This is a genomic window from Micromonospora sp. NPDC047670 (genome assembly GCF_043204915.1).
Taxonomy (GTDB): domain Bacteria; phylum Actinomycetota; class Actinomycetes; order Mycobacteriales; family Micromonosporaceae; genus Micromonospora.
The window spans coordinates 1-20,796 of record NZ_JBIDDA010000010.1 but is presented as its reverse complement, the minus strand read 5'-3'; the positions used below and the strand labels follow the sequence as shown (position 1 = coordinate 20,796).

At 74.8% G+C, this 20,796-nt stretch carries 24 protein-coding genes and 1 pseudogene; 11 read left to right on the top strand and 14 right to left on the bottom strand.

Annotated elements, in window-relative coordinates; genetic code table 11:
• Nucleotides 1–203 precede the first annotated feature (203 nt).
• Both ACGF7U_RS22760 and ACGF7U_RS22755 read right to left on the bottom strand, forming a co-directional pair.
• Nucleotides 204–1,229: an adenosine deaminase gene (locus tag ACGF7U_RS22760; RefSeq protein WP_393109689.1), complete on the bottom strand. Its 1,026-nt coding sequence runs from the start codon at nucleotides 1,227–1,229 to the stop codon at nucleotides 204–206.
• Nucleotides 1,226–2,020, bottom strand: a complete 795-nt coding sequence (locus ACGF7U_RS22755) for a trans-aconitate 2-methyltransferase (RefSeq protein ID WP_393109687.1) — start codon at nucleotides 2,018–2,020, stop codon at nucleotides 1,226–1,228. Before ACGF7U_RS22755 ends, ACGF7U_RS22760 begins: the two co-directional genes overlap by 4 nt.
• An 84-nt stretch (nucleotides 2,021–2,104) precedes the next feature.
• On the opposite strand from ACGF7U_RS22755, the gene ACGF7U_RS22750 reads away from it, so the two are divergent.
• Together ACGF7U_RS22750 and ACGF7U_RS22745 are read left to right on the top strand one after the other, a co-directional pair.
• The gene (locus ACGF7U_RS22750; protein ID WP_393109685.1) at nucleotides 2,105–3,088 is read left to right on the top strand and encodes an aldo/keto reductase; all 984 of its coding nucleotides are present in this window, start codon (nucleotides 2,105–2,107) and stop codon (nucleotides 3,086–3,088) included.
• Nucleotides 3,089–3,158: 70 nt separating this feature from the next.
• Nucleotides 3,159–3,353, top strand: coding sequence for a hypothetical protein (locus ACGF7U_RS22745; protein WP_393109683.1), 195 nt, complete (start codon nucleotides 3,159–3,161; stop codon nucleotides 3,351–3,353).
• A gap of 196 nt (nucleotides 3,354–3,549) precedes the next feature.
• Here ACGF7U_RS22745 and ACGF7U_RS22740 read toward each other — a convergent pair whose 3' ends face one another.
• From ACGF7U_RS22740 to ACGF7U_RS22710, 7 genes are all read right to left on the bottom strand, one after another.
• Complete coding sequence (locus tag ACGF7U_RS22740; protein WP_007075740.1) at nucleotides 3,550–3,753, bottom strand: cold-shock protein; 204 nt, start codon at nucleotides 3,751–3,753, stop codon at nucleotides 3,550–3,552.
• 289 nt (nucleotides 3,754–4,042) lie between these two features.
• On the bottom strand, nucleotides 4,043–4,315 hold the full coding sequence (locus ACGF7U_RS22735) for a DUF4235 domain-containing protein (protein WP_393109681.1): 273 nt from the start codon (nucleotides 4,313–4,315) through the stop codon (nucleotides 4,043–4,045).
• Nucleotides 4,312–4,662, bottom strand: coding sequence for a DUF3618 domain-containing protein (locus ACGF7U_RS22730; RefSeq protein WP_393109679.1), 351 nt, complete (start codon nucleotides 4,660–4,662; stop codon nucleotides 4,312–4,314). The genes ACGF7U_RS22735 and ACGF7U_RS22730 overlap by 4 nt, the downstream gene beginning before the upstream one ends.
• On the bottom strand, nucleotides 4,659–5,093 hold the full coding sequence (locus ACGF7U_RS22725; RefSeq protein WP_393109677.1) for a phage holin family protein: 435 nt from the start codon (nucleotides 5,091–5,093) through the stop codon (nucleotides 4,659–4,661). The genes ACGF7U_RS22730 and ACGF7U_RS22725 overlap by 4 nt, the downstream gene beginning before the upstream one ends.
• 496 nt (nucleotides 5,094–5,589) lie before the next feature.
• Nucleotides 5,590–6,786, bottom strand: coding sequence for a mechanosensitive ion channel family protein (locus ACGF7U_RS22720; RefSeq protein WP_393109675.1), 1,197 nt, complete (start codon nucleotides 6,784–6,786; stop codon nucleotides 5,590–5,592).
• Between the two features lie 84 nt (nucleotides 6,787–6,870).
• Nucleotides 6,871–7,692 carry a DUF1206 domain-containing protein gene (locus ACGF7U_RS22715; protein WP_393109673.1) on the bottom strand — a complete coding sequence of 274 codons (822 nt, stop codon included), beginning with the start codon at nucleotides 7,690–7,692 and terminating at the stop codon, nucleotides 6,871–6,873.
• 60 nt (nucleotides 7,693–7,752) lie between these two features.
• A complete protein-coding gene (locus tag ACGF7U_RS22710; protein WP_393109671.1) occupies nucleotides 7,753–8,118 on the bottom strand; it encodes a hypothetical protein in 366 nt (121 codons plus the stop codon).
• A gap of 155 nt (nucleotides 8,119–8,273) precedes the next feature.
• On the opposite strand from ACGF7U_RS22710, the gene ACGF7U_RS22705 reads away from it, so the two are divergent.
• Together ACGF7U_RS22705 and ACGF7U_RS22700 are read left to right on the top strand one after the other, a co-directional pair.
• Entirely contained in the window at nucleotides 8,274–9,500 is a 1,227-nt protein-coding gene (locus ACGF7U_RS22705) for a cysteine desulfurase-like protein (protein WP_393109669.1), read from the top strand.
• Nucleotides 9,497–9,784 (top strand): GNAT family N-acetyltransferase, encoded by a 288-nt coding sequence (locus tag ACGF7U_RS22700; RefSeq protein ID WP_393109667.1) that lies wholly within the window; start codon nucleotides 9,497–9,499, stop codon nucleotides 9,782–9,784. Before ACGF7U_RS22705 ends, ACGF7U_RS22700 begins: the two co-directional genes overlap by 4 nt.
• Before the next feature lie 23 nt (nucleotides 9,785–9,807).
• Here the strand turns inward: ACGF7U_RS22700 and ACGF7U_RS22695 are convergent, their stop codons facing one another.
• Entirely contained in the window at nucleotides 9,808–11,298 is a 1,491-nt protein-coding gene (locus ACGF7U_RS22695) for a glycoside hydrolase family 3 protein (RefSeq protein WP_393109665.1), read from the bottom strand.
• A 284-nt stretch (nucleotides 11,299–11,582) separates the two neighbouring features.
• Between ACGF7U_RS22695 and ACGF7U_RS22690 the strand changes: the two genes are divergently transcribed.
• The 4 genes from ACGF7U_RS22690 (at nucleotide 11,583) to ACGF7U_RS22675 (ending at nucleotide 15,170) form a co-directional block, all read left to right on the top strand.
• Complete coding sequence (locus ACGF7U_RS22690) at nucleotides 11,583–11,705, top strand: hypothetical protein (RefSeq protein WP_393109663.1); 123 nt, start codon at nucleotides 11,583–11,585, stop codon at nucleotides 11,703–11,705.
• 90 nt (nucleotides 11,706–11,795) lie between these two features.
• Nucleotides 11,796–12,746 (top strand): TIGR03557 family F420-dependent LLM class oxidoreductase, encoded by a 951-nt coding sequence (locus tag ACGF7U_RS22685; RefSeq protein WP_393109661.1) that lies wholly within the window; start codon nucleotides 11,796–11,798, stop codon nucleotides 12,744–12,746.
• 224 nt (nucleotides 12,747–12,970) lie between these two features.
• Nucleotides 12,971–14,602, top strand: coding sequence for a RecQ family ATP-dependent DNA helicase (locus ACGF7U_RS22680; protein ID WP_393109659.1), 1,632 nt, complete (start codon nucleotides 12,971–12,973; stop codon nucleotides 14,600–14,602).
• A 64-nt stretch (nucleotides 14,603–14,666) separates the two neighbouring features.
• Nucleotides 14,667–15,170, top strand: a complete 504-nt coding sequence (locus tag ACGF7U_RS22675; protein WP_393109657.1) for a hypothetical protein — start codon at nucleotides 14,667–14,669, stop codon at nucleotides 15,168–15,170.
• 111 nt (nucleotides 15,171–15,281) lie between these two features.
• Here the strand turns inward: ACGF7U_RS22675 and ACGF7U_RS22670 are convergent, their stop codons facing one another.
• Nucleotides 15,282–16,055 carry an ABC transporter permease gene (locus tag ACGF7U_RS22670; RefSeq protein WP_393109655.1) on the bottom strand — a complete coding sequence of 258 codons (774 nt, stop codon included), beginning with the start codon at nucleotides 16,053–16,055 and terminating at the stop codon, nucleotides 15,282–15,284.
• A complete protein-coding gene (locus ACGF7U_RS22665; RefSeq protein WP_393109653.1) occupies nucleotides 16,048–17,007 on the bottom strand; it encodes an ATP-binding cassette domain-containing protein in 960 nt (319 codons plus the stop codon). Before ACGF7U_RS22665 ends, ACGF7U_RS22670 begins: the two co-directional genes overlap by 8 nt.
• Nucleotides 17,008–17,106: 99 nt before the next feature.
• Between ACGF7U_RS22665 and ACGF7U_RS22660 the strand changes: the two genes are divergently transcribed.
• The 3 genes and pseudogenes from ACGF7U_RS22660 (at nucleotide 17,107) to ACGF7U_RS22650 (ending at nucleotide 19,021) form a co-directional block, all read left to right on the top strand.
• The gene (locus ACGF7U_RS22660) at nucleotides 17,107–17,862 is read left to right on the top strand and encodes a TetR/AcrR family transcriptional regulator (RefSeq protein WP_393109651.1); all 756 of its coding nucleotides are present in this window, start codon (nucleotides 17,107–17,109) and stop codon (nucleotides 17,860–17,862) included.
• A 92-nt stretch (nucleotides 17,863–17,954) separates the two neighbouring features.
• Nucleotides 17,955–18,284, top strand: a pseudogene (locus ACGF7U_RS22655) (AraC family transcriptional regulator); the annotation flags it as partial.
• A gap of 98 nt (nucleotides 18,285–18,382) precedes the next feature.
• Entirely contained in the window at nucleotides 18,383–19,021 is a 639-nt protein-coding gene (locus ACGF7U_RS22650) for a helix-turn-helix domain-containing protein (RefSeq protein WP_393109649.1), read from the top strand.
• Nucleotides 19,022–19,199: 178 nt separating this feature from the next.
• Here ACGF7U_RS22650 and ACGF7U_RS22645 read toward each other — a convergent pair whose 3' ends face one another.
• Both ACGF7U_RS22645 and ACGF7U_RS22640 read right to left on the bottom strand, forming a co-directional pair.
• Nucleotides 19,200–20,183: a DNA topoisomerase IB gene (locus ACGF7U_RS22645; protein ID WP_393109647.1), complete on the bottom strand. Its 984-nt coding sequence runs from the start codon at nucleotides 20,181–20,183 to the stop codon at nucleotides 19,200–19,202.
• On the bottom strand, nucleotides 20,167–20,796 hold a 630-nt coding region (locus tag ACGF7U_RS22640), incomplete at its 5' end, for a glycosyltransferase family 9 protein (protein WP_393109645.1). The genes ACGF7U_RS22645 and ACGF7U_RS22640, both read right to left, overlap by 17 nt.

Genomic DNA, 20,796 nt, shown 5'->3' with positions numbered 1-20,796 from the left:
GGCTGACAGGATCTGTACACGAACCAATCAGTTCCACCGGTCACTGCCCCGAGCACCCACCGGCCGGTGGAGCCGTGCGCGCGGCGGGAGAAACGGTCCCCCCACACCCGCTCCCGCCGCGCGCCACACCCTTTCTCTTCCCGCCCAGCGGATGGCGGTCGCTCGCTCCCCCACTCGGCGGGCCGCGACCGCCCTGGCCCCGGTCAGCGGGGGGCGGCCGCCAGGTAGGTGTCGATCTCGGCGCTGATCCGCTGCTTGCCCGCCGGGTCCAGGAACGAGGCGGTCACCGCGTTGCGGGCCAGCGCGGCCAGTCCCTCCGGGCCCGCGTCGAGCAGCCGGGCCGCGACGGCGTACTCGTCGTTGAGCGTGGTGCCGAACATCGGCGGGTCGTCGGAGTTGATGGTGACCAGCAGTCCGGCGTCGACCAACCGGCGCAGCGGGTGCTCCTCCAGCGTGGCGACCGCCCGGGTGCGCACGTTGGAGGTCGGGCAGACCTCCATGCCGATCCGGTGCTCGGCGAGGTGGGCCAGCAGCTCCGGGTCCTGCGCGGCGGAGATGCCGTGCCCGATCCGCTCCGCGCCGAGGTCGCGCAGCGCGTCCCACACCGTCTGCGGGCCGGTGGTCTCGCCGGCGTGCGGCACCGAGCGCAGCCCGGCCGCCCGGGCCCGGTCGAAGTACGGCTTGAACTGCGGCCGGGGCACGCCGATCTCCGGGCCGCCCAGGCCGAAGCTGACCAGCCCGTCCGGGCGCTCCTCCAGCGAGATCCGCAGGGTCTCCTCGGCCGCCGGCAGGCCGGCCTCGCCCGGGATGTCGAAGCACCAGCGCAGCTCGATGCCGAAGTCCGCCTCGGCCCGCTTGCGGGCGTCCTCGATCGCCTCGCAGAACGCCGGAGCGGGGATCCCCCGGTGCACGTGCGAATAGGGCGTGACGGTCAGCTCGGCGTAGCGGACCTGCTGGCGGGCCAGCTCGCGGGCCACCTCGTGGGTGAGGATCCAGACGTCCTCCTGGTCGCGGATCAGGTCCACGACGCTCAGGTAGACCTCGACGAAGTGCGCGAAGTCGCGGAACGCGAAGTAGTCGGCGAGCGCGGCCGGATCCGCCGGCACGGGGCTGCGGCCCTCGTGACGGGCGGCCAGCTCGGCGACGATCCGGGGCGAGGCGGAACCGACGTGGTGCACGTGCAGTTCCACCTTGGGCAGTCCGGCGATGAAGGTTTGCAGGTCGGTCACGGATTCTCCTCTGCACGGGCGCCGGTGCGGGCGACGAAGAAGACGCGTCGGAACGGGAAGCACACCTGACCGTGCCGCACCGGGTACGCCTGCGCGAGGCGTACGCCCAGTTCGGCCCGGAAGTCGGACCAGCCGGCGGCGTCCAGGGCCGTGCGGACCGGCCGGAGCGCGGTCCCCTCCATCCAGGTCAGCACGGGGTGGTCCGCGTCGGCGCGGGCCGGCAGCAGGTGCACGTAGGTAGTCTCCCAGGCGTCCACCGCGCAGCCGGCACCGGTCAACAGCTCGGCGTAGCCGGCGGCGTCGTCGACCGGCGCCTCACGCAGCAGCGGGGCCACCCGGGCCCGCCACGCCGGCCGGCCGGCGACCTCGCGCAGGGCCCGGTGCGAGGGCGCGTCGAAGTTGCCCGGCACCTGCACGGCCAGCCAGGCCCCGGCGGGCAGCTCCCGGGCCCAGCGGGTGAGCAGCTCCCGGTGGCCGGGCACCCACTGGAGCACCGCGTTGCTGACCACCACGTCCACGTCGGGCGTCGGCCGCCAGTCGCGGACGTCGCCCACCGCGAAGGTGACCGGGGACGCGGTGGCACCCGCCCGCGCGATCATCTCCGCCGAGGAGTCGAGGCCCGCCACCCGGCTGTCCGGCCAGCGCTCGGCCAGAGTCACGGTCAGGTTGCCTGGCCCGCAGCCGAGGTCGACCACCGCGCGCGGCCGCTCTGCCGGAACCCGGGCGAGCAGGTCGTGGAAGGGTCGGGAGCGCTCGTCGCCGTAGCGCAGATAGGTCGTCGGATCCCACATCGCAACCTCCCAAACCGTACGTCCGTCTTGTTGACCGTACGGCCCGGCGCGCGCCCCCACAAGCCGATCACTAGGCTCGGTGGCATGGAGCAGCGCACCTTCCCCCGGCTGGGGCGGCACGTCGGGGTGGTCGGGCTGGGCGCCTGGCAGCTCGGGGCGGACTGGGGCACCGTCAGCGAGGCCGACGCGACGGCCGTGCTGACCGCCGCCGTCGAGGCGGGCGTCTCCTTCCTCGACACCGCCGACGTCTACGGCGACGGGCGCAGCGAACAGCTCATCGGGCGGTTCCTGCGGAGCCGGCCCGACGCCGGGCTGACCGTGGCCACCAAGATGGGCCGCCGGGTCGCGCAGACGCCCGAGGCGTACACCCTGGCGCGCTTCCGCGAATGGACCGACCGGTCCCGGACCAACCTCGGGGTGGACGTCCTCGACCTCGTGCAGCTGCACTGCCCGCCGAGCGCGGTCTTCGCCGACGACGCCGTCTTCGACGCCCTCGACACCCTGGTCGCCGAGGAGCGCGTCGCCGGCTACGGGGTCAGCGTGGAGACCTGCGAGCAGGCCCTGACCGCGATCGGCCGGCCCGGCGTGGCGAGCGTGCAGATCATCCTCAACGCGCTGCGACACAAGCCCATCGAGCGGGTGCTGCCGGCCGCCGCGGCCGCCGGCGTCGGCATCATCGCCCGGGTTCCGCTGGCCAGCGGGTTGCTCTCCGGGCGGTACGACGAGCACACCACCTTCGCCGCCGACGACCACCGCAGCTACAACCGGCACGGCGAGGCGTTCGACGTCGGCGAGACCTTCTCCGGGGTCGACTTCGACCTGGGTCTGGCGGCCGTGCGCCGGCTGGCGCCGCTGGTCGGCGACGAGCGCACGATGGCCCAGTTCGCGCTGCGCTGGGTCGTCGACCAGCCCGGTGTCACCGTGGTCATCCCCGGCGCCCGCGACGCCGCCCAGGCCCGGCGCAACGCCGCCGTGGCCGACCAGGCGCCGCTGTCCGAAGGGGAGCGCGCGGCGGTGGCGGCGGTCTACGACGAGTTGGTCCGGCCGCGGGTGCACGACCGGTGGTGAGCCGGCGGCACGCCGGGCGGGGCGTCGCGGAGGGCACGACCGGGGCGCGGACCGACGGAGGGGAATCGCGATGAAGGGCTGGCTGCCGCTCACGCTCGGGCTGCTCGCCGTGGTCGGCGGGGCGGTCTGGACGGTGCAGGGCCTCGGCTACGTCGAGGGCAGCGTGATGACCGACCAGCGGATCTGGGCGGTCCTCGGGCCGGTCGTCGTCCTGATCGGGCTGGTCGTGCTCTGGTTCGGGCTGCGCGCCCGCAGGCGCCGCTGAGCGCCGTCGGGCGCCGGCGTCCCGCCGCGCGGAAAGCCCCAGCCGGCCCGGGCGGGACCGCCGCCCGGATCGCGTCCCGCCGTCCGGCATCGCGTCCCGCCGCGCGGAAAGCCCCGCATCCCGGGCGGGATACGGGGCTTCGCTGTGATCCGGGCGCCGGATCACCCACTGGCCGGCGGCTGCCGACCGGCACCGCTCAGATGGGGCGGACCTGCTCGGCCTGCGGACCCTTCTGACCCTGGGCGATCTCGAACTCCACCCGCTGGTTCTCCTCCAGCGTGCGGTAGCCGCTGGTCTGGATGGCCGAGAAGTGGACGAACACGTCAGCACCCCCGCCGTCGACGGTGATGAAGCCGAAGCCCTTGTCTGCGTTGAACCACTTCACGGTTCCCTGCGCCATGTGTATCTCCTTCTAAAACTGGCGGCCGAGCACGCCGTGCGGCCGATTGGCCGTTTTCGAGCAGCGGTGCCTGAGGCGGCCCCCACGAAGGAGACTTCACTCAACCCACGCCATCTCTCAACAGCGTGGAACAGCAAACCACGTAGCGAAAACTCTGCACAGCCTACCGGACGAATTTCTTCGACATGTGACCTGACGGATGCCGAAGATCCGCTGGGCGGGCCCTTACCCCCATGCGAAAGGCCCCCGCACCGTGGCCACGGCGCAAGGGCCTATCGTCGTTGTCCGGTCAGTCCGGCCAGCTCCCCGTGAACCGGCGTACGCCCACCGCGCCACCCCGGTCGACGGCAGCCCGGACGACCGCGAAGATGGCGCCCTGCAACGCCGCGGCGGCCAGGACCTCGCCCCAGCCGCGGTCCTCGTCGGTGGCGCTGGGCGCCTCGCCGTCGCCCGCCGTCAGCTTCCATACCTGCCGGAAGATCACGCCCGCGACCGTACCGGCGGCGATGCCCATCAGCACGCCGACCGGCTTGTACGCGGCCTTCCCGATGCTCCTGCTCACCTGCGCCTCCCCCGAACGATCATCAGCACGATCGCGGCGGCCACCGCGCCGGCCGCGAGGGCGACGAACGGCGTCGGGTTGCGCCGGACGACCGCGCCCTTCTCCTGCGCCTGCCCGCGGGCGAGCTGGGCCTTCTGTGCCGCCTGCCCGCGCACCCGGGCCACCGTGTGCGCGGCCTGCTCCCGCATCCGCTCCTTCGCCTGGTCGGCCGACGACCTCAGGCGCGCCTTGACGTCGGCCTTGGCGGCCAGCGCCTCCACGGTCTCGCCCAGCTCGACCCGGGTCCGCCGGATCTCCTCCCGGAGGGCCTCGGTGTCACCGCTGCCCCGGCCGTTGCCCGTCGTCATGCCCGTCCCCTGTCCTTCACCGCGGCGGCGACCGTGTCCACGTCCGCCCGGACGCTGCGCACCGTGGCCGCCGGCACCGGTGGGACCGCCTGGCTGACCTGCTTCTTGCCCACCAGGGCGAGAACGCCGGCCATCGCGAAGAGCACCACCGCGACGATCAGGGCCGCCACCCAGGCCGGCAGCACCAGATCGAGCAGCAGGATCGCGGTGGCGACCAGGGCGCCCAGGCCGTAGAGCGCCAGCGCCCCGCCGCCGCCGAAGAGGCCGATGCCGATGCCGGCGTGCTTGCCCTTCTGGGTCAGCTCCGCGCGGGCCAGGGCCAGCTCGTCGCGGACCAGGCGGGAGACCTGCTCCGTGGCCCGCTGCACCAGCTCGGCGGTGGACGGCTCGCTCCCGGTGCGGGATGTGCGGGCGTTCGCCACGTCAGCCATGCTGTCCTCCTTTCATCATCACCGCGCTGTATGCCCGGAGTCGCCGCCCGTCAATCCTGCGCGCGGCGGCCGGTGAGCCGCGCCGCCGCGTCCCTCGTGCCGGCGGACGGCGCGCGGGAGGAGGTGCAGAAGCGTCGCGCAGCAGGTCCCCACGAAACGCCCGGTCAAACTTCCCGAGCCGCCGCGGTCCACCCGACCGCCCCCGGGCGGGCCACCAACCACCCACACCTCCAACCGCCCCCACCCCCCCACAGGTCACGACCCCGCGCCCGACTCCGCCCACGCGGTTGTGGTGGGCACCGTGCCGCCACGCCCCGGTGGCGGGACACCGCGCCGACGAGCCGGCAGGGCAGGGCCGCAAGGCAGGAGAGCGGCGGCGGGGACCGGGGAACGGCGGAGCCCCCGGCGCACGGGGCAGCGGGGGCTCCGGTGGGGCGCGCAAGGGTGGTCAGCGGCCCGCCTCGGCGGGGGCTCCGGTGGCGCGCGCAGTGGCGGGTCAGCGGCGGGCCTCGGCGGGCTCGTCGGGGCCGACGAACGCCTCGCTGCGGGCGTCGCCGTCGTCGCTGCCGCCGAAGACCCGGGCGTCGTCGGGCACCTCGCCGTCGGCGAGGCGGCGCACCGGCCGCCGGGGCCGCACCCACTGCCAGGGCAGGTTGCTCTCCGCGTCGCCGATCTCGGTGCGCATCCGGGGCATGGCCGTCGGCCGGTGGTCGCGGATCCAGGCGACCAGGTGCTCGCGGACCAGGCAGCGCAGGTCCCACAGGCTGCCGGCGTCGGCCGCGCTGACCAGTGCCCGCACCTTGATCATGCCGCCGGTCGCGTCGGTCACCTGGAGCACGCAGACCCGGCCGTCCCACAGCTCGCTGCTCTCCACCAGGCGACGCAGCTCCTCCCGCATGGCCTGCACCGGGATCGCCCAGTCGACGTCGAACTCGGCGGTGCCCAGCACTGCCGCCTCGGTCCGGGTCCAGTTCTGAAACGGCTTGCTGGTGAAGTACGAGGTGGGCAGGATCAGCCGCCGGTCGTCCCAGATCTGCACCACGACGTAGCTGAGGGTCAGCTCCTCGATCCGGCCCCACTCCCCCTCGACCACCACCACGTCGTCGAGGCGCACCGCGTCGCTGAAGGCGAGCTGCAAACCGGCGAAGACGTTGCCCAGCAGGCTCTGCGCGGCGAGCGCGGCGACCACACCGACGACACCGGCACTGGTCAGCACGCCGGCGCCGATGCCGCGTACGGCCGGGAAGGTCATCAGCATCACGCCGACCGCCAGCACGACGATCACCGCGATCGTCAGCCGGCGCAGCATCACCACCTGGGTCCGGACCCGCCGCGCGTGCCGGTTGTCCGGCACGTCCACCCGGAAGCGGGCCAGCGCCGTGTCCTCCGCCACCACGAGCAGCGAGGCGACCAGCCAGGCGACGCTGGCGATCACGCCGAGCACCAGCGCGTGCAGCAGCACCCGCCGCCACTGCTCGCCGACCGCGTAGCCGGTGCTGAGCCGGACGGCGAACTGCACGGCGAGGACGGTGGCGGCGACCTGGATCGACCGGTGCGCGTGCTCCGTGAGCTCGGTCAGCAGCAGCGAGCGCCGGCCGAGCCGCCGGACCACCCGGTGCGCGACCTCGACCACGAACAGAGCGATCGCCGCCGCGGCGAGCGCGGCGACGATCGTTCCGAGGTAGCTCTGCACAGACTCTCTCCTCCTTCGGACCGGGCGGTGGCGCTTCGGGCACAAAGGCCCAATGATGCCCGGTCCCGCCGGAATCGACCAGGCTCAGACCTTCCGGTACCGGGACTGGAAGAAGCAGAAGAGACCGAAGGCGCCGATGCCGAGCGCCACGAGCGTCAGCAGCAGCTGGCCGTACGACTGGTCGCGCAGCGTGCGCAGCGCGGAGTCCAGGCCCCGGGCCTTCTCCGGGTCGTAGTTCAGGGCGGCCAGGATGATCAGCAGGCCGGCGATGCCGTACGCGACGCCCTTGGCGACGTAGCCGGCGATGCCGAGCCGACGGGCGAGCTGCCGGGTCTCGGGGCCCATCTCGCCGCTCTTGAGGTGCTTCTCGAAGCGCTTCACCAGCCCGTAGATCACCAGGCCGACGCCGATCACGGCGAGGACCAGCCCGGCCAGGCCGACGAGCCAGCGGCCGCCGGAGGACTCCATGGCCTTGCCGGTCAGCGCCTCCTGCTGGTCGGCGCTGTTGGAGGTGGCGTCCTTGAAGACCTTGAAGGCCGTCCAGGAGAAGTAGAGGTAGACGAGGGTCCGGCCGAGCGAGGCCAGACGCTCCCAGACCCGTTCCTTGCCGCGCTCGGCGCGGTGCCCGACGGCCGCCTCCAACGCCTGCCAGATCGCCATGGCGAGCAGGCCGACCGCGATCGTGGCGACGAGGAACTTGCCCAGCGGCTGGGCGGCGATGGTGCGCAGCGCGCCGGACTGGTCCCCGTCGTCGGCGGGCTTCCCGAACGCGATCTGCAACGCCAGCCAGGCGAACAGGAGGTGCACGATGCCGTAGCCGATGAAACCGACTCGGGCCAGGATTTCCAGCCACCTGCTGTTCGCCGTGCGGGAGGCGGTGGCTTCGGCGTTCCGGGTGAGTGACATGGCGCCACAATCTCCGAATGCGGAGATCCCCAAACGTCGGCCACCGCCGCCCGGGGCGGGTCAGTTGCCGGGGTTCCTCGACACCCGGATCTTGACCTCCTGGTCGGTGACGCTGTCCAGGGTCACCGCGAAGCCGCCTACCTCGGTGGCCTGCTGGCCGGTGGTCAGCGACACCTGCTCGCCGGCGACCTCGACGGTCACCTGGTCGCCCTGCGCGCCGACCAGCTTGGCCTCCACGCCGAGGATGGTGGCGCGGGCGTCGACGCCCCGGTCGAACGTGACCGTGCAGGCGTCCAGGCCGCAGTCGGTGCTGGCGCCCTCGGAGCTGCAGCCGGCCAGCAGGGCGACGCCGAGCGCCAGGCCGGCCAGCAGGCCGGCGGCCCGGCGGGTGGGGATCAGCGGGGAGTCAACGCGTCGGTTCGTCACGCCGCCAAGGGTACGAGACGCCCGCGACACCGGCAGCGCGATGATCATCGGCCGGGCGGTCGGCGCCGGGGGCCGGCCCGGCCCGCCGCGGCTCGGGAACCCATCGCCCGGGGGACGGCGCGCCGGTGGCGGCCGGCGGGGCTAGGGTCCCCGGCATGCCGTTCGACATCGCCCGCACCCGGGCCGCCTACCCCGCCCTGGCCGAGGGCTTCGTCCACCTCGACGGGGCCGGGGGCACGCAGACCGCCGCGCCCGTGATCGACGCGGTCGCCGACGCGATGCGCGCGGCGGTGGGCAACCGCAGCGCGGCGTTCGCGCCCGGCCGACGGTCCCTGGAGCTGGTGGCCGCAGCCCGCGCGGCGGTGGCCGACCTGCTCGGTGCGCGACCCGACGGGGTGGTGCTGGGCCCGAGCGCGACGGCGCTGACCTACACGCTGGCCCGCACCCTCGGCGCGGGCTGGCGCCCCGGCGACGAGGTGGTGCTCTCCCGGCTCGACCACGACGCGAACGTCCGCCCGTGGGTGCAGGCCGCCGAGGCGGCCGGCGCGACGGTGCGCTGGGCCGAGTTCGACCGGGACACCGGGGAACTGCCGGCCGACCGGTACGCGGACCTTCTCGGCGAGCGGACCCGGCTGGTCGCGGTGACCGCCGGCAGCAACGCGATCGGCACGGTCCCCGACGTGGCGGCGATCGCCAAGACCGCGCACGCCGCCGGCGCGCTGGTCTGTGTCGACGGGGTGCACTCGGTCCCGCACGGCCCCACCGACCTGGCCGCGCTGGGCGCGGACTTCCTGGTCACCAGCGCCTACAAGTGGTCGGGGCCGCACCTGGCCGCGATGGTGGCCGCGCCGGCGACGTGGGAGCGGCTGCGCCCGGCGAAGCTGCTGCCCTCCTCCGACGCGGTCCCGGACCGCTTCGAGTACGGCACGCCGAGCTTCCCCCTGCTGGCCGGCGTCGCCGCCGCGGTGGACCACCTCGCCGGGCTGGACCCGTCCGCCACCGGCAGCCGCCGCGAGCGGCTGCGCGCCGGGCTCGCGGCCGCGCAGGCGTACGAGGAGGCGCTGCTGGACCGGCTGCTCGCCGGGCTCGCGGCGCTGCCCGCCGTCCGGGTGCTCGGCTCCCCCGCCCGGCGCTGCCCGACCGTGTCGTTCCGGCTGGCCGGGCTCTCCCCGCGGCGGACCCAGGAGGAGCTGGGCGCGGCCGGGCTCTGCCTCTCCGCGGGCGACTACTACGCCTACGAGTACTTCCAGGCGATGGGGCTGCGGGACAGCGGCGGCGCGGTGCGCGCCAGCATCTACCACTACAACACCGCCGAGGAGGTGGACCGGTTGCTCGCGGAACTGGACCGGCTCGCCGCCGACGGGGGCAGAATGGCCGGGTGAGCACCCTGGTCGAGGACGATCCCGCCAAGCACCGGTTCGAGATCCTGGTCGACGACGCGCTGGCCGGGTTCACCGCGTACCTGCCGCGCGACGAGGTGCTGGTGTTCACCCACACCGAGGTGGACCCGAGGTTCCAGAACATGGGCGTCGGCGCGGCGCTGATCCGGGGCACCCTCGACGAGCTGCGGGAGCGCGGCACGAAGGTGGTGCCGCGCTGCCCGTTCATGGCCGCCTTCATCGACCGGCACCCCGAGTACGCCGACCTGGTCGTCCCCGGGGCGTAGCGGGAACCGACCCGGCGGGCCGGTCAGCGGCCGGTCAGCAGCTCCACGGCGGCGCGGGCGGCGGAGCGGGTGGCGCCGTGGGTGGCGACGTGGACCGCCCCGGTGACCGCCTCGGGCACGCCCAGCTCGACCACGACCGCGTCCGGGCGGGCGGCCAGCGCGCGGCCCACCGCCGCCCGCATCCACGCGTGCCGGTGCAGGTCGCGCACCACGAGCACCACGCACCGGCCGGCCGCCCCGACGGTGGGGTCGGCGGGCACGTCGGCCTCGGCGTAGCGGGCGGTGGTGGTGCCGGGGAGCAGGTCGGCCAGCGGGGCGGCCAGGCCCCACGGGGTCTCCGGCCCGATCGCGATGTTGCGCGGCGGCTCGAACTCGACGACGTGCGCGGGGCCGGTCAGCGGCAGCGCGCCGACGCCGGCGGGCGCGGTGGTGACCCGCAGCGCCCGGCGGGCGGCCGCCAGCCCGACCGCGGAGCCGCCCGGGCCGGGGCGGGGCCGGGGCCGGCGGTCGGCGCGGGCGCCCACCGTCCAGGCGGCGAGCTGGCCGACCCGCTTCGCCGCCTCGGCGAGGCGTTCCTCGGGCAGGTCACCGGCGACGACGGCGGCCACGACGGCGTCGCGCAGCAGCCGCGCCGACTCCTCGTCGGCCCGCTCCCCGCCCACGCAGATCGCGTCGGCGCCGGCCGCGAGGGCGCGCACCGCCGCGCCGGCGAAGCCGTACCGGTCGGCGACCGCCCGCATCTCCACGGCGTCGGTGACCACGACGCCGGAGAAGCCCAGCTCGTCGCGGAGCAGCCCGCCCAGGATCCGGGCGCTGAGGGTGGCCGGCAGCTCCGGGTCCAGCGCCGGCACCAGCAGGTGGCCGGTCATCACCGCCTGCACCCCGGCGGCCACGGCGGCCCGGAACGGGGCCAGCTCGACGGCGTCGAGGCGGGCCCGGTCGGCCGTGATCCGGGGCAGGTCGTGGTGCGAGTCGACGCGGGTGTCGCCGTGTCCGGGGAAGTGCTTGGCGCAGGCGGCGACCCCGCCGGCCTGCAGGCCCCGCACCCAGGCGGCGGTGTGCCGGGCGACCAGCGCCGGCTCGGCGCCGAAGGAGCGGACGCCGATCACCGGGTTGGCCGGGTTGGAGTTGACGTCGGCGTCCGGCGCGTAGTTCAGGGTGATCCCGAGTTCGGCGAGGTCGGCGCCCAGGTCCTCGGCGACCCGCTCGGTGAGCGCCGGGTCGTCCACCGCGCCGAGGGCGAAGTTGCCCGGCCGGGAGCTGCCCCGGGCGGACTCGATGCGGGTCACGTCGCCGGCCTCCTCGTCGATGGCGACGACGACGTCGGGACGCTCGGCGCGCAGGGTGGCGGTCAGCGCGGCCACCTGCTCCGGGTCGACCACGTTGCGGGCGAAGAGCACGACCGAGCCGAGCCCCTCGCCCAGCCAGCGGCAGATCCAGGGCGGCGGGGTGGTGCCGACGAAGCCGGGTTGCAGGACGGCGGCGGCCAGGGCCCCGAGGCTCCCGGCGCTCACGCCGGCACCGCCGCCCGCTCGGCGACCACCGGCCGGCGGTCGTCGGCCACGCCGCGGGGTGCCGCCCCGCCGGGTCCCAGGGGTCGGTCGTCGCGCCCGCTCACGCCGGCCCGCCCGCGTGGTGGCTGATGGTTCGCTGGCTCATGCGGTCGTCGTACCCCCGTCTTCTCCGCGCCCGGCGGGCCCGCCACCGGCGGGCGGTGCTGCCATGGTCACATCGCGCGAAGGAATAGTCAATAAACCTTACAGTTGCCGTCGGGGGCGGGACTGGGGACAGTTCGGGGATGGATTCCCTGCTGCTCGCCGACGCGACGAGCCCGGCCGACGTCCCCGGCGTACGCCTGCTCGGCCTGGTGGTCGGCGGCCTGCTGCTGCTCGCCGCGATCCGCGCCATGTTCCGGCGCTGACCCGCGCCCGCGCGAACGACCGGTTCCGACGGCGGCCACCGGGGTACCGCCTGCCTCGTTGGACCCGGTACGACACCGCGAGGGGGAACGATGAGGATCGGCTACTTCCTGTCCACCGAGGAGTACACGCCCGCCGAGCTGCTGGAGCAGGCGCGCGGCGCCGAGCGGGCCGGCTTCGAGGCGCTCTGGATCTCCGACCACTACCACCCGTGGACCGACGCGCAGGGGCAGAGCCCCTTCGTCTGGTCGGTGATCGGCGCGCTCAGCCAGGTCTGCCGGCTCCCGGTCACCACCGCCGTCACCTGCCCGACCGTGCGCGTCCACCCGGCGGTCGTGGCCCAGGCGGCGGCCACCAGCGCGGTCATGCACTCCGGTCGGTTCGTGCTCGGGGTGGGCAGCGGCGAGGCGCTCAACGAGCACATCCTCGGTGACGCCTGGCCGCAGACCGACGTCCGGCTGGAGATGCTGGAGGAGGCCGTCGAGGTGATCCGCGAGCTGTGGCGGGGCGGCTTCGTCAACCACCACGGCAAGCACTACACCGTCGAGCACGCCCGGATCTACACGCTGCCGGACGCTCCCCCGCCGATCTACGTCTCGGGCTTCGGCCCGAAGGCCGTCGACCTGGCGGCGCGGATCGGCGACGGCTTCGTCAACACGTCCCCCGACGCGGAGCTGGTGCGCCGGTTCCGCGAGGGCGGCGGCGGCGACAAGCCGTGCCAGGCCGGCTTCAAGGCGGCGTACGCGCAGACCGAGGAGGAGGGGATGCGGATCGCGTACGAGCGCTGGCCGAACGCCGGGGTGCCGGGCGAGCTGTCCCAGGTGCTGCCCTCGCCGCGGCACTTCGAGCAGGCCGCGGAGCTGGTCCGACCGGAGATGATGAAGGACGCGTTCGTCTGCGGGCGGGACGCCGACGCGCACCTGGCCAAGATCGAGGAGTACGCCAAGGCGGGCTTCGACGAGGTCTACGTCGCCAACACCGGTCCGAACTGGCGGGGCCTGCTCGACCTCTACCAGCGCGAGGTGCTGCCCCGCCTGCGTTGACGGCGCACCGGCCCGCCCCGACGGGGCACCGCCGACGGCGCGGGCCCCGGCGCGGCCGAACCCGCACCCGCCCGGCCGGGGCCCGGGGCGTCGCCCGCCCCCTGCCGCCCCGTCGCCGGGCGGGCCGGCGTCCGGCCGGTCCGCCCCGGGCGCGCGAGCGGGGTCGCCCAGGCCACACCGGGATCGGTTTCGCCGCTGATCACGGCGGGTACCTCCGGCCCTCGATGAAACCGTCCACGCACTCGACGACGCTGCGCCGCGCGGCGAAGAGCCTCTTCGGCTGGACCGCGCTGCGGCCGCACCAACTGGCCGCCATGCGGGCGGTGATGAAGCGCCGCGACGCCCTGGTGGTGCTGCCCACCGGCGCCGGCAAGTCGGCGATCTACCAGATCCCGGCCAGCCTGATCCCCGGCCCGACCGTGGTGATCTCTCCGCTGCTCGCCCTCCAGCAGGACCAGATCGCGGCCCTCAACGAACGGCAGCGGCCCGAGCTGCGCGCGGTGCGGATCAGTTCGGACGAGTCGCCCGCCCAGCAGGCGGAGGCGATCGCCGAGATCCGCGACGGACGTGCGGAGTTCCTCTTCATCACGCCGGAGCAGCTCGCCAACCCCGACCGGATGGCCGAGGTGAAGTCGCTCAGGCCGGCGCTGGTGGCGATCGACGAGGCGCACTGCATTTCGGCGTGGGGGCACGACTTCCGCCCGGACTACCTGGCGCTCGGCCACCTCATCGACGGCATCGGCCGGCCCCCGGTGGTGGCGCTCACGGCCACGGCCTCCCCGCCCGTACGCGACGACATCATCGCGCGGCTCCGGCTGAGCGAGCCCGAGGTGGTGGTCTCCGGGCTGGACCGGCCGAACCTGTTCCTCGAGGTCGCCCACTGCCCGACCGAGGACTACCGGTGGCGGCGGCTGATCGCCCTGCTCCGCGACGACACGCGGCCCGGCATCATCTACGTGCCCACCCGGCGCTCCGCCGAGGAGCTGGCGGCCCGGCTCACCGACGCCGGGTTCCCGGCGCAGTACTACCACGGCGGCATGGCGGCCGGGGCCCGCGCCGAGCTGCACGAGGCGTTCCTCGCCGACCGGGTGCCGATCATGGTCGCCACGTCGGCGTTCGGGATGGGCATCGACAAGCCGAACATCGCCTGGGTGGTCCACATGGCGCTGCCCGACTCGCCGGACAGCTACTTCCAGGAGATCGGGCGGGCCGGCCGGGACGGCGCGCCGGCCCGGGTGCTGCTGCTCTGGCAGGCCGAGGACGTCGGGCTGCAACGCTTCTTCAGCGGCGGCCTGCCGGACGCGACGGAACTGCGCGACCTGTCCGCGCTGCTGCGCAAGAAGGCGCGCACCAAGAAGGAGCTGCGGGAGGTCACCGGCCTCGGCCCGCGCAAGCTCGGCCAGTACCTGGCCCTGCTGGAGCAGGTCGGCGCGGCCGAGCCCCGGGCGAAGCAGCGCGTCGGGGCGCCGCGCTACTCCCCCACGCCGGTGGACGCCGCCGCGGCGGCCCTGGCCGAGGCGGAGCGGCAACAGAGCGTGACCCGGTCGCGTACCGACATGATGCGGGCCTTCGCCGAGACCACCGCCTGCCGGGGGCAGACGCTGCTGGCCTACTTCGGCGAGCAGATGACCCAGGTCTGCGGGCACTGCGACAACTGCCACGCCGGCACCAGCACCCCCGACGACGGCGCCGTCGGGCCCTTCCCGGTGCACAGCCAGGTCCGGCACCCGGAGTGGGGCCCCGGCCTCGTGCTGAGCTACGAGGAGGACCGGATGACGGTTCTGTTCGACGAGGTGGGGTACAAGACGCTGTCCGTCAGCGTGGTGTCCGAACAGGGCCTGCTGACCCTCGACTAGCCTGAGCCGGGCTCCGCTGGCGGGGCGTGGACGACGAGCGATTCAGTGCGGAAGGGGCGTTGCCGTGATCGAGCAGCCGGCGTACACCGGATTCGGTTTCTCCGACGAGGAGTGGGGGCTGCTGGCGGGCCTGCCGCAGTCGGTGCTGACCGCGGCGAGCGCCGCCGAGTCCGACGGCACCCGGCGCACCATGGCGGAGAACGCGGCCGGGCTGGAGTGCATCGCCGCCGGCCGGGAGTCGGCCAGCCCGCTGGTCGCCGCCGTGGCCGGGGAGATCGTCTCGCGGGTGGGCGACCCCGAGGCCGGCGAGGAGCTGCCGGTCATCGAGCCGTCCGACCCGCGGGCCTACCTGGAGGACGTGCTGGGCCGCGCCAAGCAGGCGGCGGCGCTGCTGGCCGCCAGGGTGGACGAGGGCGAGGCCGGCGCGTACAAGCACTGGCTGGTGGAGATCGCCGAGCAGGTGGTGGGCGCGGCCTCCAGCGGCGGCATCCTCGGCCTCGGCGGGGACGTGGTCAGCGACTCGGAGCGGCGCTTCCGCGACCGGCTCGCCCAGGTGCTCAACGACTGACACGACCGCGACGGCGGCACCGGACCTTTCTCCGGTGCCGCCGTCGCGTGTCCCGCCGGCGGGACAGCACAACGGTCGGGCCGCGCGGCGGCGGACAGGACTGGACTGCGCTCAGGCCACGCGGCGGCGGAACAGCACGGCCGTCAGCGGCACCGAGACGGCCAGGATGCCCAGGCACCAGGCCACGGCCAGGGTCGGCGCCGCGCCCGTCGGGCTGCCCAGCAGCAGGGCGCGCAGCGTCTCGATGACGGGCGTGACGGGCTGGTGGTCGGCGAAGCCGTGGAGCCAGCCCGGCATCGTCTCCACCGGCACGAACGCGCTGCTCGGGTAGGGCAGGAACATCGCCAGGAAGGTGAATCCGCTGGCGGCCTCCGGGGTGCGGGCCAGCAGGCCGAACGCCGCCGACAGCCAGGACACGGCGAGCAGGAAGAGCAGCAACACCCCGAACGCGCCCAGCCAGCGGAGCGGGTCCACGGCCGGGCGGAAGCCGATGCCGACGGCGACGGCCAGCACCAGCACCGTGGAGACGGTGTTGCGGGCGATGCTGGCGGCGACGTGCCCGCCGAGGATCGCGGTGGCGCTGACGTCCATGGTGCGGAACCGCTCGATGACCCCGTTGGTCAGGTCGGTGGTCACGCTGACGGCGGTGGTCGCCGCGCCGAAGCTGGCGCAGAGCAGCAGGACGCCGGGCACCACGTAGGTGACGTACCGGGTGCCGGTGTCGATCGCGCCGCCGAACAGGTAGACGAAGAGCAGCATCAGCAGCACCGGCAGCAGCAGCGACGTGAGCAGCGCGTCGACGTTGCGGCGGGACAGCCGCAGGCAGCGCGCCACCATGACGAGCGCCTCGCCGACGCGGGTCGGTCGCAGGGTCAGCTCAGGCATGGGCCACCTCCCGTTGGGCGGTCACCGGGTCGCCGGTGAGGGTGAGGAAGACGTCGTCGAGGGTCGCCTCGCGGACGACGAAGCGGGCGAGGCCCCGCCGGTCGGGGTCGGCCTGGTCGAGCAGGTGGCGGATCTCCGCCGCGTCGCCGCCGGTGGCCACCGCCAGCTCCAGCCGGTCCGGCTCCCGGTGCGTGACCCGGTCGCCGAGCCGGCGCGCCGCCTCGGCGAAGCTCCGCGCGTCGTGCGTCGTCAGCTCCAGCCGGTGGGCGCCGAAGCGACGCTTGAGCTCGCCCGCGCTCCCCTCGGCGGCCAGCCGGCCGCCGTGCAGCACGGCGATCCGGTCGGCGAGCCGGTCGGCCTCCTCCAGGTACTGCGTGGTGAGCAGCACGGTCACCCCCGCGCCGGCCAGCTCGGCGACCACCTCCCACAGGCCCTGCCGGCTGCGCGGGTCGAGGCCGGTCGTCGGCTCGTCGAGGAAGATCACGGACGGCTCGCCGAGCAGGCTGGCCGCGAGGTCGAGCCGGCGGCGCATGCCGCCGGAGTAGGTCACCACCCGCCGCCCGCCCGCGGCCACCAGGTCGAAGCGCTCGAGGAGGTCGGCGCCGCGCCGCCGGGCGGCGGCCGGGGACAACCCGACCAGCCGGCCCATCATGCGCAGGTTCTCCGCGCCGGTCTGCTGGTCGTCGAGCGCCGCGTGCTGGCCGGCGAGGCTGATCGCCCGCCGCACCCGGCGCCGGTCGCGGACCACGTCGTGGCCGTCGACCCGGGCCACGCCTCCGTCGGGCGCGGCGAGCGTGGCCAGGATCCGCACGGTCGTGGTCTTGCCGGCCCCGTTGGGGCCGAGCAGGGCGTACACGCTGCCCCGGGCCACCCGCATGGCCAGTCCGTCGAGCACCGCCACCCCGCCGTAGCGCTTACGGAGGTCGACGGTCTCCACCGCTGCTGTCTCCATCACCCCGCACCCTCCGCCTTCTGCGTATTCCATACGCTGTTCTGCGTAGACCATACGCAGAAGCTAGGATGACCGTCAAGGACAGGCACGGGGGTGGGGATGAGCGACGCCGACGTCGAGCTGCCGGAGAGCATCGAGCTCGCCTGGGGCCTGCGGGAACGCCCGGGCAAGGGCCCTCGGCGCAGCCTCACCATCGAGCAGGTGGTGGCCGCCGGCATCCGGGTGGCCGAGGCCGACGGGCTGGCGGCGGTGTCGATGAGCCGGGTCGCCGGCGAGCTGGGCATGGCCACCATGTCGCTGTACCGCTACGTCTCGGCCAAGAACGACCTGCTGACACTCATGGCCGACGCCGCGTACGGGGAGCCACCCACGCCACGCGGCCCGGACGAGGGCTGGCGGCCGGCTGTCGCCCGCTGGGCGTACGGCACCGTGACGGCGATCCGCCGCCACCCCTGGATCCGGCAGGTGCCGGTCAGCGGCCCGCCGATGGGCCCCAACGGGGTCCGCTGGATGGAGCAGGGGCTCGCCGCCCTGCGCGGCACCGGCCTGCGCGGCACCGAGCGGCTCTCGACCATCCTGCTGGTCGACGGGTACGCCCGGTACTGGGCCACGCTCACCGCCGACATGTCCGAGGCGGCGGCACGCGAGCAGCTCAGCCCGGACGACGTCGGCGCGCGGTACTGGCAGCAGCTCGCCCGGCTGACCCGGCACGGCCCCTACCCCGCCATCCGGGAGCTGCTGACCGACGCCGAGATGGAGTCCGACGGGGATGCCGACGCGGAGTGGCGGTTCGGCCTCGACCGGATCCTCGACGGCGTCGAGGCGCTGATCCGCGACCGCGCGACGGCGGGCTGACCACGGATCCCCCTGGCCAGGGCCCGCCGCGTCGCCGACAATGGCCCGCGACGACCGATGGGTGAGACGTGACGCCGCTTCGGGTCGAGGCGATGGACGTGCGGGAGCGACGGAAAGGGGCGGGCATGCTGCGGCGGACCACCATCGACACCGAGCAGGTTCCGCCGGCCGAGCGCTTCGGCATGTGGCTCGACGTGGTGGCCCGTACGGCGTCCCCGCTGCGCATCCGGACGGAGCACGCGCACGACTTCGCCGCGCGGGCCGAGATCATCGAGCTCGGCCCGATCCAGGTGGTCAACTACCGGTACCCGTCGCTGGACGGCGTGCGGACGCCGAAACTGGTGCGCCAGTCGGATCCGGAGATCTACACGCTGGCGCTGACCGTCAACGGCGACGGCGTGGCGAGCCAGGCCGGCCGGAGCAGCCTGCTGGGGCCCGGCGAGTTCACCTTCTACGACGGTTCCCGCCCGCACGGCGTCCGCACCTGGGCGACGACGGCGGCCGGGAGCCGGCCCGGTCCGTGGTGGCGATCATCCCGCACGGCGCGCTGCCGCTGCCGCCGGACCGCCTGGCGCCCCTGCTCGGCGGCCGGATGTCGGGCACCGAGGGGATCGGCGCCCTGCTGGCGCACTTCCTCGCCCAGGTCGCCAACCACCCGGAGCAGTATCATGCCGCCGACGCCGGCCGGCTCGGCACCATCGCGCTGGACCTGGCGTCCACCATGCTCGGCCGGCACCTGGTGGCGGAGGACGCCGTGCCCACCGAGGTGCGCCGGCGCGCGCTGGTGACCCAGGTCCAGGGCTACATCCAGCGGCACCTCGGGGACGCGACGCTCAGCCCCCAGATGGTGGCGGACGCGCACCACATCTCGCTGCGCAGCCTGCACCGGCTCTTCCAGGCCGAGGAGTCGACGGTCGCGTCGTACATCCGCGACCTGCGACTGGCGCGATGCCGGCACGACCTGGCCGACCCGGGCCTGCGCCACCACCCGATCCAGGCGATCGCGGCGCGCTGGGGATTCCCCGACAAGGCACACTTCAGCCGGGTGTTCCGGTCCGTGCACGGCACGACGCCGCAGGCATGGCGCGCCAGTCAGGCGGAGCTGGCACGGAAAGTCAACCCGACGGCGTCCACGGTCAACCGGGTCGAGGCAGACTGACATCCGAAGCGGCCGATCCCCTCCGAGCCGATGGCGACAGCGGGATCGGGCGTCAACGGGGGCCGTGGCGAGGCGCCCGCCGCCCAGAGAGGCGGCGGGCGGCCGCCCGGTGACCACCCCGACGGCGTCCTGGACCCCGGCCCCGCCGCTCTCCCCCCAGGACCGAGGGCGGGGCCGGTCAGGCGTCTTCCAGCAGTTCCAGCACGATCCGCTCGGCCCTCTCGCGAGGGGTCCGCCCGTCGACCGGGGCCACCACGCCGTCGTGGTAGAGGTCGACCACGCGCGGGTCGACGTAGGACGTGCGTGCCACCGTCGGGGTGTTGCCGAGCAGTTCGGCGACGTCGCGCATCACGGCCGCGACCGCCCTCTTCCGGGCGGTCGCCGAGCGCTGCGACCCGGCCGTCGCCAGCTCGGTGGCGGCCAGCACGGTCGCGTGCCAGGTCCGGAAGTCCTTCGCGGTCATCTCCCCGCCGCTGCCGTCGCGCAGGTAGTCGTTGACCTCGTCGCTGCGCACGTCGCGCCAGTCGCGGCCGTCCCAGTAGCCGAACAGCCGGTCGGCCGCGCGTCGCCGGCGGCGCAGGTTCGTCAGCACCCGGCACAGCTCCGGGTCCTCGATCCGGCGCACCTGCTCGATGCCGCCCTTGGCGGGAAACTCGAACACCACGCAGCCGCCCCGGGACCGGGCGTGCTCGGGCCGCAGGGTCGACACCCCGAACGTCGCGTCGTCGCCGACGGCGTACTGGTCGCTGCCGACCCGGAACATGCCCATGTCCAGCAGCCGGGTCACCGTTGCCAGCACCCGGTCCCGGTTCAGCCCTCGGCCGGAGAGGTCCCGCGCCACCCGTTCGCGCAGCACCGGCAGCCGGCGGGCCACCTCCAGCACGTGGTCGAACTTCGCCTCGTCGCGCTTCTGCCGCCAGACGGGGTGGTAGAGGTACTGCTTGCGTCCCGCCGCGTCCACGCCGGTGGCCTGGATGTGCCCGTTCGGGTAGGGACAGATCCACACGTCCCGCCAGGCGGGTGGGATCACCAGCTCGCGCAGCCGGCCCAGCTCGCCCGGGTCGCGGACCGGCTCGCCGGAGGGGTCGAGGAAGAGCCAGCCCTTGCCGCGCCGGCGACGCCCGTACCCCGGCCTGCCCGGATCACTACGCCGCAACCGCACCGGACACCCGCACCGCCTGTTCCGCCTCGTCCACGGCGGCCACTACCTGGTCGACACCGATGGCCGCCAACGTCGGATGGCTTCCTACCCCGTCCCACCTCGGCCAATCCCGTGCGCCGGCCCACAACACCCGGTGCCGGGGCCGGTCCGGCGGCGGCCCCCACAGCGCCGGGGAGACCGGGCCGAAGAGCACCACGGAGGCGGTGCCGTAGCCGGTGGCCAGGTGCGCCACGCCGGTGTCCCCGCAGACCACCAGCCGGGCGTACGCGACCAGGGCCGCCAGCCCGGCCAGGCCCGTCCGGCCGGCGAGCACCGCCGTGCCGGGCAGCCCGGCGGCGTACGCGACCCGCTCGGCGAGCGCCCGCTCGTCGGCGCTGCCGGTCAGCACCACCCGGTGCCCCCGCCGGGTCAGCTCCCGGGCGAGCGCGGCGAAGCGCTCCGCCGGCCAGCGCTTGGCCATGATCTTGGTGCCGGGGTGCAGCAGGGTGACCCCGGTCGGGGTGTCCCCCGCCGGCGGCCGGCGCAGGGCGAGGTCGCCGCGGTCGGCGGGGATCCCGTACCAGCCGAGCAGCCGGCACCAGCGGTGCACCTCGTGCTCGTCGTCGTCCCAGTC

Coding starts and splice junctions, on each gene's coding strand:
- ACGF7U_RS22690 (WP_393109663.1), top strand. CDS start 11,583: ATGGATTCCCTGCTGCTCGCCGACGCGACGAGCCCGGCCGACGTCCCC.
- ACGF7U_RS22755 (WP_393109687.1), bottom strand. CDS start 2,020: ATGTGGGATCCGACGACCTATCTGCGCTACGGCGACGAGCGCTCCCGA.
- ACGF7U_RS22715 (WP_393109673.1), bottom strand. CDS start 7,692: ATGTCACTCACCCGGAACGCCGAAGCCACCGCCTCCCGCACGGCGAAC.
- ACGF7U_RS22740 (WP_007075740.1), bottom strand. CDS start 3,753: ATGGCGCAGGGAACCGTGAAGTGGTTCAACGCAGACAAGGGCTTCGGC.
- ACGF7U_RS22665 (WP_393109653.1), bottom strand. CDS start 17,007: ATGGAGACAGCAGCGGTGGAGACCGTCGACCTCCGTAAGCGCTACGGC.
- ACGF7U_RS22685 (WP_393109661.1), top strand. CDS start 11,796: ATGAGGATCGGCTACTTCCTGTCCACCGAGGAGTACACGCCCGCCGAG.
- ACGF7U_RS22725 (WP_393109677.1), bottom strand. CDS start 5,093: ATGGCTGACGTGGCGAACGCCCGCACATCCCGCACCGGGAGCGAGCCG.
- ACGF7U_RS22670 (WP_393109655.1), bottom strand. CDS start 16,055: ATGCCTGAGCTGACCCTGCGACCGACCCGCGTCGGCGAGGCGCTCGTC.
- ACGF7U_RS22660 (WP_393109651.1), top strand. CDS start 17,107: ATGAGCGACGCCGACGTCGAGCTGCCGGAGAGCATCGAGCTCGCCTGG.
- ACGF7U_RS22750 (WP_393109685.1), top strand. CDS start 2,105: ATGGAGCAGCGCACCTTCCCCCGGCTGGGGCGGCACGTCGGGGTGGTC.
- ACGF7U_RS22745 (WP_393109683.1), top strand. CDS start 3,159: ATGAAGGGCTGGCTGCCGCTCACGCTCGGGCTGCTCGCCGTGGTCGGC.
- ACGF7U_RS22730 (WP_393109679.1), bottom strand. CDS start 4,662: ATGACGACGGGCAACGGCCGGGGCAGCGGTGACACCGAGGCCCTCCGG.
- ACGF7U_RS22705 (WP_393109669.1), top strand. CDS start 8,274: ATGCCGTTCGACATCGCCCGCACCCGGGCCGCCTACCCCGCCCTGGCC.
- ACGF7U_RS22680 (WP_393109659.1), top strand. CDS start 12,971: ATGAAACCGTCCACGCACTCGACGACGCTGCGCCGCGCGGCGAAGAGC.